Annotated in this window: 13 protein-coding genes; 12 read left to right on the top strand and 1 reads right to left on the bottom strand. The window is 60.0% G+C overall.

All coding sequences use genetic code 11. The annotated features are described in order from the left end of the window. Window positions 1-16 precede the first annotated feature (16 nt). On the bottom strand, window positions 17-274 hold the full coding sequence (locus tag IP76_RS18405; RefSeq protein ID WP_054159702.1) for a DUF2934 domain-containing protein: 258 nt from the start codon (window positions 272-274) through the stop codon (window positions 17-19). Window positions 275-896: 622 nt separating this feature from the next. Here IP76_RS18405 and IP76_RS18400 point away from each other — a divergent pair. The 12 genes from IP76_RS18400 to IP76_RS18345 all read left to right on the top strand — a co-directional run bounded on the left by IP76_RS18400 (window position 897) and on the right by IP76_RS18345 (window position 12,228). After that, window positions 897-2,531, top strand: coding sequence for a globin-coupled sensor protein (locus IP76_RS18400; RefSeq protein ID WP_054159758.1), 1,635 nt, complete (start codon window positions 897-899; stop codon window positions 2,529-2,531). A gap of 136 nt (window positions 2,532-2,667) precedes the next feature. Then, window positions 2,668-2,967: an STAS domain-containing protein gene (locus IP76_RS18395; RefSeq protein ID WP_054159701.1), complete on the top strand. Its 300-nt coding sequence runs from the start codon at window positions 2,668-2,670 to the stop codon at window positions 2,965-2,967. Beyond that, window positions 2,964-3,329 carry a chemotaxis response regulator CheY1 gene (cheY1, locus tag IP76_RS18390; RefSeq protein ID WP_054159700.1) on the top strand — a complete coding sequence of 122 codons (366 nt, stop codon included), beginning with the start codon at window positions 2,964-2,966 and terminating at the stop codon, window positions 3,327-3,329. Before IP76_RS18395 ends, cheY1 begins: the two co-directional genes overlap by 4 nt. A gap of 16 nt (window positions 3,330-3,345) precedes the next feature. Beyond that, entirely contained in the window at window positions 3,346-5,589 is a 2,244-nt protein-coding gene (locus tag IP76_RS18385; RefSeq protein ID WP_054159699.1) for a chemotaxis protein CheA, read from the top strand. Between the two features lie 4 nt (window positions 5,590-5,593). Beyond that, window positions 5,594-6,061 (top strand): chemotaxis protein CheW, encoded by a 468-nt coding sequence (locus IP76_RS18380; protein WP_054159698.1) that lies wholly within the window; start codon window positions 5,594-5,596, stop codon window positions 6,059-6,061. Window positions 6,062-6,075: 14 nt separating this feature from the next. Further along, window positions 6,076-6,966, top strand: a complete 891-nt coding sequence (gene cheR / locus IP76_RS18375) for a protein-glutamate O-methyltransferase CheR (RefSeq protein ID WP_054159757.1) — start codon at window positions 6,076-6,078, stop codon at window positions 6,964-6,966. Next, window positions 6,966-8,018 (top strand): protein-glutamate O-methylesterase CheB, encoded by a 1,053-nt coding sequence (gene cheB, locus IP76_RS18370; RefSeq protein ID WP_054159697.1) that lies wholly within the window; start codon window positions 6,966-6,968, stop codon window positions 8,016-8,018. The genes cheR and cheB overlap by 1 nt, the downstream gene beginning before the upstream one ends. Further along, window positions 8,018-8,407, top strand: a complete 390-nt coding sequence (locus tag IP76_RS18365; protein ID WP_006726293.1) for a response regulator — start codon at window positions 8,018-8,020, stop codon at window positions 8,405-8,407. Before cheB ends, IP76_RS18365 begins: the two co-directional genes overlap by 1 nt. Beyond that, window positions 8,404-8,958, top strand: a complete 555-nt coding sequence (gene cheD, locus IP76_RS18360) for a chemoreceptor glutamine deamidase CheD (protein WP_054159696.1) — start codon at window positions 8,404-8,406, stop codon at window positions 8,956-8,958. The genes IP76_RS18365 and cheD overlap by 4 nt, the downstream gene beginning before the upstream one ends. 13 nt (window positions 8,959-8,971) lie before the next feature. Then, a complete protein-coding gene (locus IP76_RS18355; protein WP_054159695.1) occupies window positions 8,972-9,361 on the top strand; it encodes a hypothetical protein in 390 nt (129 codons plus the stop codon). A gap of 156 nt (window positions 9,362-9,517) precedes the next feature. Continuing rightward, window positions 9,518-11,215 carry a flagellar basal-body MS-ring/collar protein FliF gene (gene fliF, locus IP76_RS18350; RefSeq protein ID WP_054159694.1) on the top strand — a complete coding sequence of 566 codons (1,698 nt, stop codon included), beginning with the start codon at window positions 9,518-9,520 and terminating at the stop codon, window positions 11,213-11,215. Between the two features lie 356 nt (window positions 11,216-11,571). Next, window positions 11,572-12,228: a helix-turn-helix transcriptional regulator gene (locus tag IP76_RS18345; protein WP_245281508.1), complete on the top strand. Its 657-nt coding sequence runs from the start codon at window positions 11,572-11,574 to the stop codon at window positions 12,226-12,228. Window positions 12,229-12,236: the final 8 nt, after the last annotated feature.

Below are 12,236 nucleotides of genomic sequence, written 5' to 3'. Positions count from 1 at the left end.
GTTCCTGCCATGGATGTCATGACCGCCTCCTTGGTTGGCGTGTGGTGGCGTCCGGCATGTCCGGGATGGAAAGGTCTTCGCGTTCTGCCGACACCTGGGCTTCCGCGATCCGACGCTCGGCGTTTTCGACGGTTTCGCGGGCGGAACGATAGAGAATCTCGTAGTCTTTCACCGCGACCTGCCAATGGGCGTCGTCGCGCCCATGCGGCCGCCCCTCTTCCTCCCAGAGCGCATAGGCTCGGCGTGCAATCCAATCATAGTCTCGATCTGCCATGTCATGTCTCCGTCGTCGCCGCTCAGGCCCGCGCATGGCCGAGGTTCGGCGGAGCAGAAGCACCGTCGGCAGCCGGACGTCACGACCCCCATCGCGGACGTCCCTGGCACTCTCGTTCATTGGAAGCAGGGCAGGACAGAAACGTCTTGGCGAGCGATTGGTTCCCTTTGCAACTTTGAGAATTTGCCACGCAACGGGCGCGGTGGCGCATCGGGGTCCAATTCAATGCGAGAAACGCTGTGTGGCGCATGAGGTTCCCGCGTCCCGTGTTCGGATCCGCGTGGGCATACCGGAAGTAAAGAATATGGAAATATATTAGACACAAACGTTTGAAGTGGAGACATTATTAACCTTCAGGCAAGGAATTAACCATAAACATTGATGCACACGTCGGAGTGGGACCTCTTGAGTGGTTTCCTTCGGGCATGAAGCCGTCCCGTCGTACCGGTATCGGTCCGGTCTGAAATGATCATGGAGCAGCGCGACAGCGGCTGGCCGTGGTGCGGGCTTGAGCTTCAACATGTGCAGCTTTTGCAAGGGCATCCGTCAGCTAGAGTCGAGTTCGCTCATTTGGCCACCTTGAATGGTCGGCCGTGATGCGGGTGTTATGGCAGGTCAGGACATGTCCACGGAGAAGGCGACGGGCGCACAGGCGGGTAGCCTGCGGGATCGCTTGCGCTTTGCCGGGCTCGACGAGAGCCAGCGCGAAATGCTGCGACAGAACCGGTCAGCCCTGACAGCGCCGGTGCCGACGGCGCTGCGCGACCTGTTCCAGCGCCTGCAAAGCTCGCCCGATGCTTCGCGCGCCTTTACCAGCGAACGTCATTACGATCGACTGCATGATCTTCTGGCATCCCATTGGGACGTTCTGACCGATGCGCGCTTCGATGCGCTCTATGCCGAGCGCGTTAAGGTTTTGGCCGACACCGAAAGCCGCATGGACCTTGATCCGCGCTGGCATATCGCCGGTCACGCCGTCGTTCTCGAACACATGATTACCGCGCTGATCACCGAGCCGGGTGCGGGGGGGATTCTGCCATCGAGCCGCCGCCGCCAGCGCGAAGTGGCCGACCTTGTTGCTTCACTCCTGCGCCTTGTCATGGTCGATGTCGAAATCGCCGTGTCGCTGCGCTTCAACGAACTGCGCTTGAAGCACCACCGTGATCTCGCCCAGCAGCGAGAGCGTGATCGAGCGGCCGTCGAAGATATCTTCCGTCCGGTCGTCGATGCTTTGGCCGAGGGCGATCTGACGGTGCGGATGGCTCCTGACGTTCCCGAAGCCTTCGCTGATCTTGCCTCACGAATGAACGCGGCCATCGAACAGCTCCAGACGGCCTTCCTCGCCTCGGAGGAGAAGCTCGGCCATGCTGCTCGGGCGACGAGCAATGCTTCGGAGGCTGCGCGCGAATTCGCTGATCGCGCCTCGATCCAGTCCGACCGACTTGGCGAGACCAGCGACGCGCTGGATGCGATCAGCGCCGGCATTCGCGAAACGGCCGATAAATCACGCCGCGCCGAAACATCCGTCGCCGCTACCAAGCATTCCGTCGAGGCAAGCGGTCAGGTCGTCGGTCAGGCGATCTCCGCCATGGCCGATATCGAGGCCTCGGCCGAACAGATCGGCCATATCATTGGCGCGATTGATGAAATTGCCTTCCAGACCAACCTCCTGGCGCTGAATGCCGGCATTGAGGCTGCCCGCGCCGGCGACAGCGGACGCGGCTTCGCGGTCGTTGCTCAGGAGGTGAGGGCGCTTGCCCAACGTTCCGCCGATGCCGCGCGCGAAATCAAGACCCTGGTCTCGACCACCAAGAACCAGGTCGAGGCCGGTGTCGACATGGTGGCAAAGACACAAGGCGCCATTGCTGACATCGTCGTCCAGGTCGGCGAGATCAGCACTGTAGTCTCGGGCATCGCCGGCGACACTGGCCGCCAGGCCAGTGATCTCTCCGGCCTGACCGGCACGGTTGCCGGCCTTGGTCGGGAACTCGCGACAACCGTCGAAATTGCCGGTCGGTCGCGGGACGGCGCTGAGGACTTGCACAAGGTCATCCTCGAACTGGGCGCAACGATTCGCGAATTCCAGATCGAGCGCCAGCACCGCGCTCCACGCACGGCAACCGGAAGGACCCATAGCGGTCAGGTCGGGTTGCATGGTGAAGCGGATCTAGCGCGTCAGGACCCCTTCGGAGCGTCTTCTGACGCTTTTGAGGTCGAACTGGCCTACCCCCTCCAGATCGCGGGGCTGGGCCGTTGAGAAGATTGTTTACCACCTTGCGATACATAGAAAACCCAGGGGCGGACAGGGCGAACAGTTTCACCGTGAGATGGGCACAGCCCAGACGGCTGTTGGGCTACGACGGAACCTGCCTCGTGAGACAAGGAAACGAATGATGGCAACAAAGAAGGGCGAACGGAAGGGCTTGAAACTTCCGGCGGTGATGGACCTGAATGAGGCCTCCAACCTCAAGGCCAATCTTCTGTCTTTGCGCGGTGCGCCTCTGGTGATCGACGCGTCGGGGGTAGAGCGGCTCGGCACACAGTGCGTCCAGGTCCTGATGGCGGCAGCCAAGGCATGGGAATCAGACAAGCATCCCCTCTCGTTTGAAAAGGCCTCGGAGGCCTTCTCGAAGACATTGCAACTAATCGGCGTCAACATCGATCATCTGCTCGCCAAGGAGATCCGCAAATGAAGAAAAAAGTGCTCACCGTCGATGACTCCAGAACCATACGGAACATGCTTCTGGTCACGCTCAACAATGCAGGTTTCGAGACCATCCAGGCCGAAGACGGCATTGAAGGTCTGGAAGTGCTCGAAGAGTGCAACCCTGATGTCATCGTGACCGACATCAACATGCCGCGTCTGGATGGCTTCGGCTTCATCGAGGGCGTCCGCAAGAACGACAAGTACCGCGCGGTTCCGATCCTGGTCCTGACCACGGAGAGCGACGCAGAGAAAAAGAACCGTGCCCGCCAGGCCGGTGCGACTGGTTGGATCGTCAAGCCGTTTGACCCGACCAAGCTGATCGATGCCATCGAGCGTGTAACCGCCTAAGCCGGGAATTTATCCTATGGATATGAACGAAATCAAAGAGATCTTTTTCCAGGAATGCGAGGAACAGCTCGCCGAACTGGAATCCGGTCTTCTGAAAATGAACGATGGGGATCGCGATCCGGAGACGGTCAATGCCGTGTTCCGTGCCGTCCACTCCATCAAGGGCGGTGCAGGTGCCTTCGGTCTCGACGACCTGGTCGCCTTCGCACATGTCTTCGAGACCACTCTTGATTGCGTTCGATCCAACAAGCTGGAACCCGGCCCGGAAGTCATGAAGGTGATGCTCAAGTCGGCCGACGTGCTCGCCGACCTGGTCACCGCTTCTCGCGACGGCGGCAGCGTCGACGAAAGCCGTTCGAGCGGACTGGTCAAGGAACTGGAAGCGCTGGCCAATGGTGAGATGCCTGCAGCTTCCGCCGCTCCTGTTGCGGCTCCGAAGGCTGCTGCACTGGCTCCGGCCCCGTCCGACGATAGTGGTTTCCAGCCGATTCCATTCACCTTCGACAGTTTTGATGGGGAAGACGAAGCGCCGGCTGCTTCAATATTCGAGGTCAGCTTCAAGCCGCGCCGCGATCTCTATGCCAAGGGCAATGAAGCGACCCTGTTGCTGCGTGATCTCGCTCGTCTCGGCGAGATGACCATCAACTGCAACATGGATGAGCTGCCGTCGCTTGACGACATCGATCCGGAAGGCTCCTATTTCGGCTGGAAGATCAAGATTTCGGCCGAGAAGGGTGAAGACGCGATCCGCCAAGTCTTTGAGTTCGCCGAATGGGATTGCGACCTTGAGGTCACGCCGTTCGTAGAAGAGAAGGCCCCGGGCGAAGAGCCGCCAATGGTCGCCGTTCCCTTCGACCTCTCGATGCTGGATGAAGGCTCCGAAGCCAGTGAAGCGCCGAGCCAGGTCGTTGCAGATGCCGTAGAAGCCGCTCAGACGGCAAGCAACGTCATGAAGGTGACGTCCGGTGCTGCAAAGGCTGAAAAGAAGGAATCGCCGGCCGCTGCCGCCGCTGCAGCCGCAGCCGCAGCCGCAGCCCAGGCGAATTCGACCGCCGGTCAGACCATCCGCGTCGATCTCGATCGCGTTGACCGCCTGATTAACCTCGTCGGCGAGCTCGTCATCAACCAGGCGATGCTCTCGCAGAGCGTCATCGAAAACGATGCGACCGGCACCTCCGCTGTCAACATGGGCCTCGAAGAGCTGCAGCAGCTCACCCGCGAGATCCAGGACTCGGTTATGGCGATCCGCGCACAGCCGGTGAAGCCGGTCTTCCAGCGCATGTCGCGTATCGTTCGCGAAGTCGCCGACATGGTCGGCAAGTCGATCCGCCTGGTCACGGAAGGTGAAAACACCGAAGTCGACAAGACGGTCATCGACAAGCTCGCCGAGCCGCTGACCCACATGATCCGGAATGCCGTCGACCATGGCATCGAAAGCCCTGAGAAGCGCGCGGCCGCTGGCAAGGAGCCGGAAGGCACGATCAAGCTGACGGCAAAGCATCGCTCGGGCCGTATCGTCATCGAACTGGTCGACGATGGTGCCGGTATCAACCGCGAGCGCGTCAAGCAGAAGGCGATCGACAACGAACTGATCGCAGCCGATGCGAACCTGACGGACGAAGAGATCGACAACCTGATCTTCGCGCCCGGCTTCTCGACCGCGGACAAGATCTCCGACATTTCCGGCCGCGGCGTCGGCATGGACGTGGTCAAGCGCTCCATCCAGGCTCTCGGCGGTCGTATCTCGATCACCTCGCGTCCGGGCCAGGGCTCGACCTTCACCATGAGCCTGCCGCTGACGCTCGCCGTTCTCGACGGCATGGTGGTCACGGTTGCCGGCCAGACGCTGGTTGTCCCGCTGACGGCGATCGTCGAAACGCTCCAGCCCGAGGCACAGAACATCCACTCCTTCGGCGCCAACCAGCGCCTGATCTCGATCCGTAACTCCTTCTGCCCATTGGTGGATGTTGGCCGGATCCTGAACTTCCGCGGCACACAGGCCAATCCGGTCGAGGGTGTTGCTCTGCTGGTCGAGTCCGAAGGCGGCGGTCAGCGCGCTCTGATGGTCGATGCCATCCAGGGTCAGCGCCAGGTCGTTATCAAGTCTCTGGAAGCCAACTACACCCACGTTCCGGGTATTGCCGCCGCAACCATCCTCGGTGATGGCCGCGTCGCTCTGATCCTTGATGTGGATGCGGTCGTTGCCGCCTCGCGCGGTCAGTCCCTGAGGCAGGAAATGTCGTTGGCCGTAGCAGGGTAACAGGATGTCGTATGCGGTAAAAAACTTGGGGCCAGGGAATCGCGAACTGATCGCATTCCGCATCGGTGACCAGGAATTTTGCGTGAACGTAATGTCGGTGCGTGAGATCCGTGGCTGGACGAAGGCCACACCTCTACCGCACGCACCGAATTATGTGATGGGCGTGATCAATCTGCGCGGTGCCGTGCTTCCGATCATGGACCTGTCATTGCGCCTCGGCATGAAGCCGGCCGAACCGACAGCACGCCACGTCATCATCGTGGCCCAAGTGAAATCGAGGATTGTCGGGCTTTTGGTCAATGCCGTGTCCGACATTCTAACCGTGACGGATGATAACATTCAGCCGACACCCGAGGTCTCCTCCGATCTCGAAAAGCAGTATGCACGCGGAATCCTCGCCATCGAGAACCGCATGATCTGTCTGATCGAACTGAGTGCCTTGTTTAACGACACCGAAAGCGAGGCCGCATGACGACGAACCTTAAAATGCCAAGTTCTCGCCTCTCGGACGATGAGGTGTTGGCCAGTGGCGAGTATCCGCTGACGCGTCGCGATCTGAACGAGATTGCAGCGATGATCTATTCGGATGCGGGCATCGCTCTGAACGACTCGAAGGCGTCGCTCGTCTACTCGCGGCTATCGAAGCACATCCGCAATCTTGGCCTGTCCGGATTCCGGGCCTATTGCCAGCTCGTGTCTTCTCCTGAAGGTGCGGCCGAGCGTCGTGAGATGCTGTCGCACCTGACCACAAACTTCACGCGGTTCTTTCGCGAGAACCACCATTTCGAGCATTTGCGCGACGAGGTTCTTCCAGGGCTTATCGCCCGGGCGAAATCCGGCGGCCGGGTCCGGATCTGGTCGGCCGCGAGTTCGGATGGCCAGGAGCCCTATTCCATCGCGTTGACGGTCTTCCAGGCCTTCCCGCAGGTGCTAGACTACGACTTCAAGATCCTGGCGACCGACATCGATCCCAAGATCCTCGCGATTGCGCGGCAGGGTGCCTATGACGACCAGGCCCTGGAAACGGTATCGCCCGCGATCCGCAAGCAGTGGTTCTCGGAGGTCGAGATCGGCGGCCGGCGCAAGCACCAGGTCGATGATCGTCTCAAGCGGCTGATTACGTACAACGAACTCAACCTGATGGCTCAGTGGCCATTCAAGGGGCAGTTCGACGTGATCTTCTGCCGCAACGTTGTCATCTATTTCGACGAGCCGACACAGATGCGGATCTGGACCCGTTTTGCTGACCTTCTGCCGGTTGGCGGCCATCTCTATATCGGCCATTCCGAGCGCGTCTCTGGAGACATCAAGAACGATTTCGACAACATCGGGATCACGACCTATCGCTATCTCGGCAAGCACGGAGGGCGTAAATAATGGGAACTCCGGCACGCGTCCTCGTTGTCGATGATAGCCCGACCATGCGTGGTCTGATTACGGCTGTCTTGAACCAGGACCCGGACGTCAATGTGGTTGGGCAGGCGGGCGACGCCATGGAGGCACGGGCCGCAATCAAGCAGCTCAACCCGGATGTCGTCACGCTCGACATCGAGATGCCGAATATGAACGGCCTCGAATTCCTGGAAAAGATCATGAAGCTCCGGCCAATGCCGGTGATCATGGTCTCGACCATGACCCATCGCGGCGCGGAAGCGACGCTGGCTGCGCTCGAAATCGGCGCATTCGACTGTGTTGCCAAGCCGCAGCCCGGCGAGCCGCGCCCGTTTGGCGAGCTTGCGGACAAGGTCAAGGCGGCGGCACGTTCGCAGCATCGCTTCCAGCGGGTCCAGCCGACACAGCCGACCGCCGCTCCGATGGCGCCTGCCAAAGACTTCCGCGTCGGGCGCAAGATCGTCGCGATCGGTTCGTCGACCGGCGGTGTCGAGGCGCTGATCTCGGTTCTTCAGAAGTTTCCGCGCAATTGCCCGCCGACGGTGATCACGCAGCACATGCCGTCGACCTTTACCAAGAGCTTCGCAGAGCGGTTGAACCGCCTCTGCGCCCCGGTTGTCGAGGAAGCGACGGATGGCGCACGCCTCGAGATCGGCAAGATCTATCTGGCCCCTGGTGGCGACCGCCACATGCAGGTGTCCAATCCATCTGCGCCCTGCTGCCGACTGGTGGAGCGCGCTCCCGTCAACGGACACCGGCCATCGGTGGATGTATTGTTCGATTCGGTTGCTGAACTTGCCGGACGCAATGCCGTTGGCGTCATCCTGACCGGCATGGGACGCGACGGCGCGTCCGGCCTGCTGAAGATGCGCCACTCCGGTGCGAGCACCATCGGCCAGAACGAAAAGACCTGTGTGGTCTACGGAATGCCACGCGTCGCCTACGAACTCGGCGCCGTCGAGCACCAACTACCCCTCGGATCCATTGGGGAGGAAATCCTCAAGCTAACTGCCGCCCGAAAAGAAGGTATCGAATAATGTCACTAGCCGAAAAAATCAAAGTTCTGATCGTCGACGATCAGGTCACCAGTCGCCTCCTCCTCAGCGACGCCCTGACCCAGCTCGGCTTCAAGCAGATCACCGCTGCCGGCGACGGCGAGCAGGGGATGAAGATCATGGAGCAGCAGCCCCATCATCTGGTCATTTCCGATTTCAACATGCCGAAGATGGATGGTCTCGGTCTCCTTCAGGCCGTTCGGACCAACCCGAACACCAAGAAGGCGGCATTCATCATTCTGACTGCGCAGGGTGACCGCGCGCTGGTTCAGAAGGCCGCCCAGCTCGGCGCCAACAACGTTCTCGCAAAGCCCTTCACAATCGAAAAGATGAAGGCGGCCATCGAGGCTGTATTCGGAGCACTAAAATGATTGACGACAGTGCAGCAAAGCGCGTCCATATCATTCAGGGCGAATGGAAGGTCGTCAATGATCCCAATGTGGTCTTGTCGACGATCCTTGGTTCGTGCGTTGCTGCCTGTATCCGGGACCCGATTGCAGGGGTGGGCGGCATGAACCACTTCCTCCTGCCGGGCTCGGCAGTCCCTGGAGCCGGGGGCGGCGACGCCACCCGCTATGGGGTCCATCTGATGGAACTTCTGATCAACGGCCTCCTGAAAAAGGGAGCACGGAGGGATCGTCTGGAAGCCAAGATCTTCGGTGGCGCCAAGACGATTGCGACTTTTTCGAATGTCGGTGAACAGAATGCGGCCTTTGCCATGCAATTCTTGCGTGATGAAGGCATTAAGGTTGTCGGTTCGTCAACGGGTGGCGATCATGGTCGTAAGCTAGAGTTCTGGCCCGTCAGCGGCCGGGCTCGGCAGTACCCGCTTACGGGCGCGGAAACGCAGAAGACGGTCGCAATGGAGCAGCGTCCCGCACCTGTGTCGAAGCCCGTGGAAACATCAATCGAGTTCTTCTAAAACTGGAAATCGGATGCATAAAGATTCAACTGCTGGGAACCAAGTTTTCCAAGAGGAGCTCCCGGAGATCCTTATGCGCATCGTCAGCGAGCTGCACGACGTAGCTTACCTGATCGAGCGTGTGGAACCTCATCTCCTCGACCTGGGTGGCCCCCAGGTGCTTGAGCACCCGGACGGCCTCAAAGTATTGCAAGGTATTGACCTGGCCGTGCAGAAAGCGCGCGGCCTGGCGGAATTCATTGATACGATTACGGCAACTATTCCGTCTGACTGGATGATCGACATGACCACGGCATTGAGCCTGGTCAAGCTTGCCGATATGCAGAAAGCCCTTGGCGCCGGCTTGCGCCACGGCCATTCCCAGCCGCTGGCCAAAGTGGCTGGCGACTTCGACTTCTTCTGAAGAAGCGCGATGCCGGTAGAACCGGCTCTCTGGTGACGACTTGCCGAAATGATTTCGGCACCCCCCTCCCGCGAAACGCTCGCACAAGTTTCGGTTTCTATGTTCGCACCGAGGGCAAGAACGCCCTGACCTTTGTCGTTGATGGTGCGAGACAGAATGAATCTGTTAAATCAGTTACTTCAGGTATCAAAGAATTTTGCCGCGATGGGCCAGGCGAAATTGCTCGCCATGGCCGGCGTCACTATTGTTTCTTTTGCGATCATTCTTGCAGGCGCTCTCTACGTCAACAAGCCTTCCTACGAGACGCTCTATGTCGGCCTGGAACCCGTTGATCTCAATCAGATCAGCATTGCGCTTGCCGAGTCCGGAATAGATTTCGAGACTGGTAGCGACGGCCAGAGCATCAGTGTGACTGCCGGAATGACCGGCAAGGCGCGTCTTCTCCTTGCAGAGCGTGGTCTGCCCAACAGCGCCAATGCCGGCTACGAGCTGTTCGACAATGTCGGTTCGCTCGGCCTGACCTCGTTCATGCAGGAAGTGACCCGTGTCCGCGCTCTGGAAGGTGAAGTCGCACGCACCATCCAGCAGATCAGCGGCATCGCGGCCGCACGCGTTCATATCGTCATGCCGGACGTCGGAAACTTCCGCCGCGGCGAACAGAAGCCGACCGCGTCCGTCATGGTCCGCGCCTCATCGGACGCCGGCCGCAAGGCCGCAGCCTCGATTCGGCAACTGGTCGCCTCCTCGGTTCCCGGCCTCGATGTCGAGGACGTAACAATCCTGGATTCCACCGGCCAGCTTCTGGCCGCCGGCGACGAAAGCGGCGGCGAAGCGACCCGCTCGCTCGGCGTCGTCCAGTCGGTCCAGCGCGAGATCGAGACCAATATCGACAAGGCGCTGGCGCCCTTCCTCGGCATGGACAACTTCCGCTCAAGCGTGACTGCCCAGATCAACACCGACAGCCAGCAGATCCAGGAAACGATCTACGATCCTGAATCGCGCGTCGAACGGTCTGTCCGTGTGACGAAAGAGGCACAGAAGTCGCTGCAGCGTCAGTCCGACACTGCAGCCACCGTCGAGCAGAACATTCCCCAGGCTGCTCCGCAATCTGGTGGTGCTGGACCTGAATCGTCCGATGAACAGGACAAGAAGGAAGAGCAAACCAACTACGAGATCAACAGCAAGACGGTCGCTACGGTCAAGAACAGCTACACCGTCGAAAAACTGTCCGTTGCTGTCGTGGTCAACCGCGGGCGCATTGCAACCATGGTCGGCGAGCCTGTCGACCAGGCCAAGATCGATGCCTATCTGGCAGAGATGCAGAAGATCGTAACCTCCGCCTCTGGCCTCGACACGACCCGCGGCGACGTCGTCACGCTGACGGCGATGGACTTCCTCGAAAACCAGCTTCTGGCAGAATCTGCCACGGGTCCCGGCGTGATGGAAATCCTCAGCCGGAACGTTGGCGGCATTATCAACTCGCTTGCCTTTGTTGCCGTCGCCTTCCTGATTGTCTGGATGGGCATCCGCCCGATGATCCGCACGGCCGGTGGCGGCGGTGCAGGAGAGACCGCTTTGGCGGGCGGTATCGGCGAACAGGCGGCTGGCCTGGAGTTGCCAGACTTCTCGCCGGCTTTGGGTGGCGGCGGTGGCGGCGGCCTGATGGATGGCTTCGGTGCCGACTTCGGCTTCGATTCCACCGACGACCTGCTGACGATGGACGACGATCCGAATGGTGGCTTCAACCGCCGGGTCAAGGAAGGTCCGGAGCGCCGCCTGGCACGCATGGTGGAGATCTCCGAAGAGCGCGCCGCCAAGATTCTCCGCAAATGGGCGGTGGACAACGCAGCCTGATCTACTCGCAAAAATTGTACAAGCCGCACCGAGAGGTGCGGCTTTCTGCGTTTACCCCTAGATTATTATGGTTGAGATGAGCCTGTGGACCACGCATGTTCGATGCAGTGTGGGATGCCGACCTGCTCTGTGATCTATGGCACTTTATATTTTACAATGCGCATGATTCGGTAGGCGTGAAAGCGGTGGTTGCAGTGATTCGATTTCCGCTTGGGGCGCGTAAAAGCATTGATCTTGCAAGGCGATCAGTTCAAAGGGGCTATTGAATGGATGCCGAGCTCACGACAGGTGAAGCGGATGGACGCTCGACGGCTGCGGTCCCTGGTGGATCGCTAGGCGGCGCGTCGTCAAAAGACATGTTGATCCGGAAGCTGGCTTCGCCTGCGCTGTCGCGGGACATCGCGCATTGCCTGCGGTTGCTCTGTGAATATGTCGGTGCATCCCATTACCTGCTTGCGCGCTACGATCTCGTCCAGGAAATGGGTCTGGACTTCGTCGTTGCCTCTGACTGGCCCTTCGATCTGGTGCGGCGCCTCGAAAGCGAATTGGCGACGACCTATTCCCAGTCCACGGAACTGGAGAAATGCCTGTCCGTCCTGCAGCCGAAATATGCGATCCTGCCGGATGACGCCTTTGTGCCCGCGGGCCTGAGCCGCCAATACTGCACGCTGACGCTGACCGTTGGCCGCAATCGCCTGGCGCTGCTGCTGCTGTTTCGCCAGGATCTCGTCCTGTCGCCGGAGCGCCTGCGCGAAACGGGCCTTCTGACCGGCTATGCTGTGAGCCTCTCCTACTCCAAATCGCAGAAGCCGGATCGCGAATTCGATTTGACGGAGCGCGAGCTGGAATGCCTCTACTGGATCGCAGAAGGCAAGACGAGCGACGAAATTGCGACGATCCTCGGGATCTCGCGCAACACGATCAACAACTACATCACCAGCGTCATGCGCAAGACCGCGACAAAGACGCGGTCGGAAGCGATTGCCTATGCCGTCCGCAACAACCTGGTATAAGGGAACAG

Origin of the sequence: Rhizobium sp. AAP43 (assembly GCF_001296045.1) — a bacterium.
GTDB lineage: Bacteria > Pseudomonadota > Alphaproteobacteria > Rhizobiales > Rhizobiaceae > Allorhizobium.
Note: the sequence above shows the minus strand (reverse complement) of the source record. Positions and strands in the feature narration are given on the sequence as shown.

Coding starts and splice junctions, on each gene's coding strand:
- cheY1 (WP_054159700.1), top strand. CDS start 2,964: ATGAAGAAAAAAGTGCTCACCGTCGATGACTCCAGAACCATACGGAAC.
- IP76_RS18400 (WP_054159758.1), top strand. CDS start 897: ATGTCCACGGAGAAGGCGACGGGCGCACAGGCGGGTAGCCTGCGGGAT.
- IP76_RS18385 (WP_054159699.1), top strand. CDS start 3,346: ATGGATATGAACGAAATCAAAGAGATCTTTTTCCAGGAATGCGAGGAA.
- IP76_RS18405 (WP_054159702.1), bottom strand. CDS start 274: ATGGCAGATCGAGACTATGATTGGATTGCACGCCGAGCCTATGCGCTC.
- fliF (WP_054159694.1), top strand. CDS start 9,518: ATGAATCTGTTAAATCAGTTACTTCAGGTATCAAAGAATTTTGCCGCG.
- IP76_RS18355 (WP_054159695.1), top strand. CDS start 8,972: ATGCATAAAGATTCAACTGCTGGGAACCAAGTTTTCCAAGAGGAGCTC.
- cheD (WP_054159696.1), top strand. CDS start 8,404: ATGATTGACGACAGTGCAGCAAAGCGCGTCCATATCATTCAGGGCGAA.
- IP76_RS18345 (WP_245281508.1), top strand. CDS start 11,572: ATGTTGATCCGGAAGCTGGCTTCGCCTGCGCTGTCGCGGGACATCGCG.
- cheR (WP_054159757.1), top strand. CDS start 6,076: ATGCCAAGTTCTCGCCTCTCGGACGATGAGGTGTTGGCCAGTGGCGAG.
- IP76_RS18395 (WP_054159701.1), top strand. CDS start 2,668: ATGGCAACAAAGAAGGGCGAACGGAAGGGCTTGAAACTTCCGGCGGTG.
- IP76_RS18365 (WP_006726293.1), top strand. CDS start 8,018: ATGTCACTAGCCGAAAAAATCAAAGTTCTGATCGTCGACGATCAGGTC.
- IP76_RS18380 (WP_054159698.1), top strand. CDS start 5,594: ATGTCGTATGCGGTAAAAAACTTGGGGCCAGGGAATCGCGAACTGATC.
- cheB (WP_054159697.1), top strand. CDS start 6,966: ATGGGAACTCCGGCACGCGTCCTCGTTGTCGATGATAGCCCGACCATG.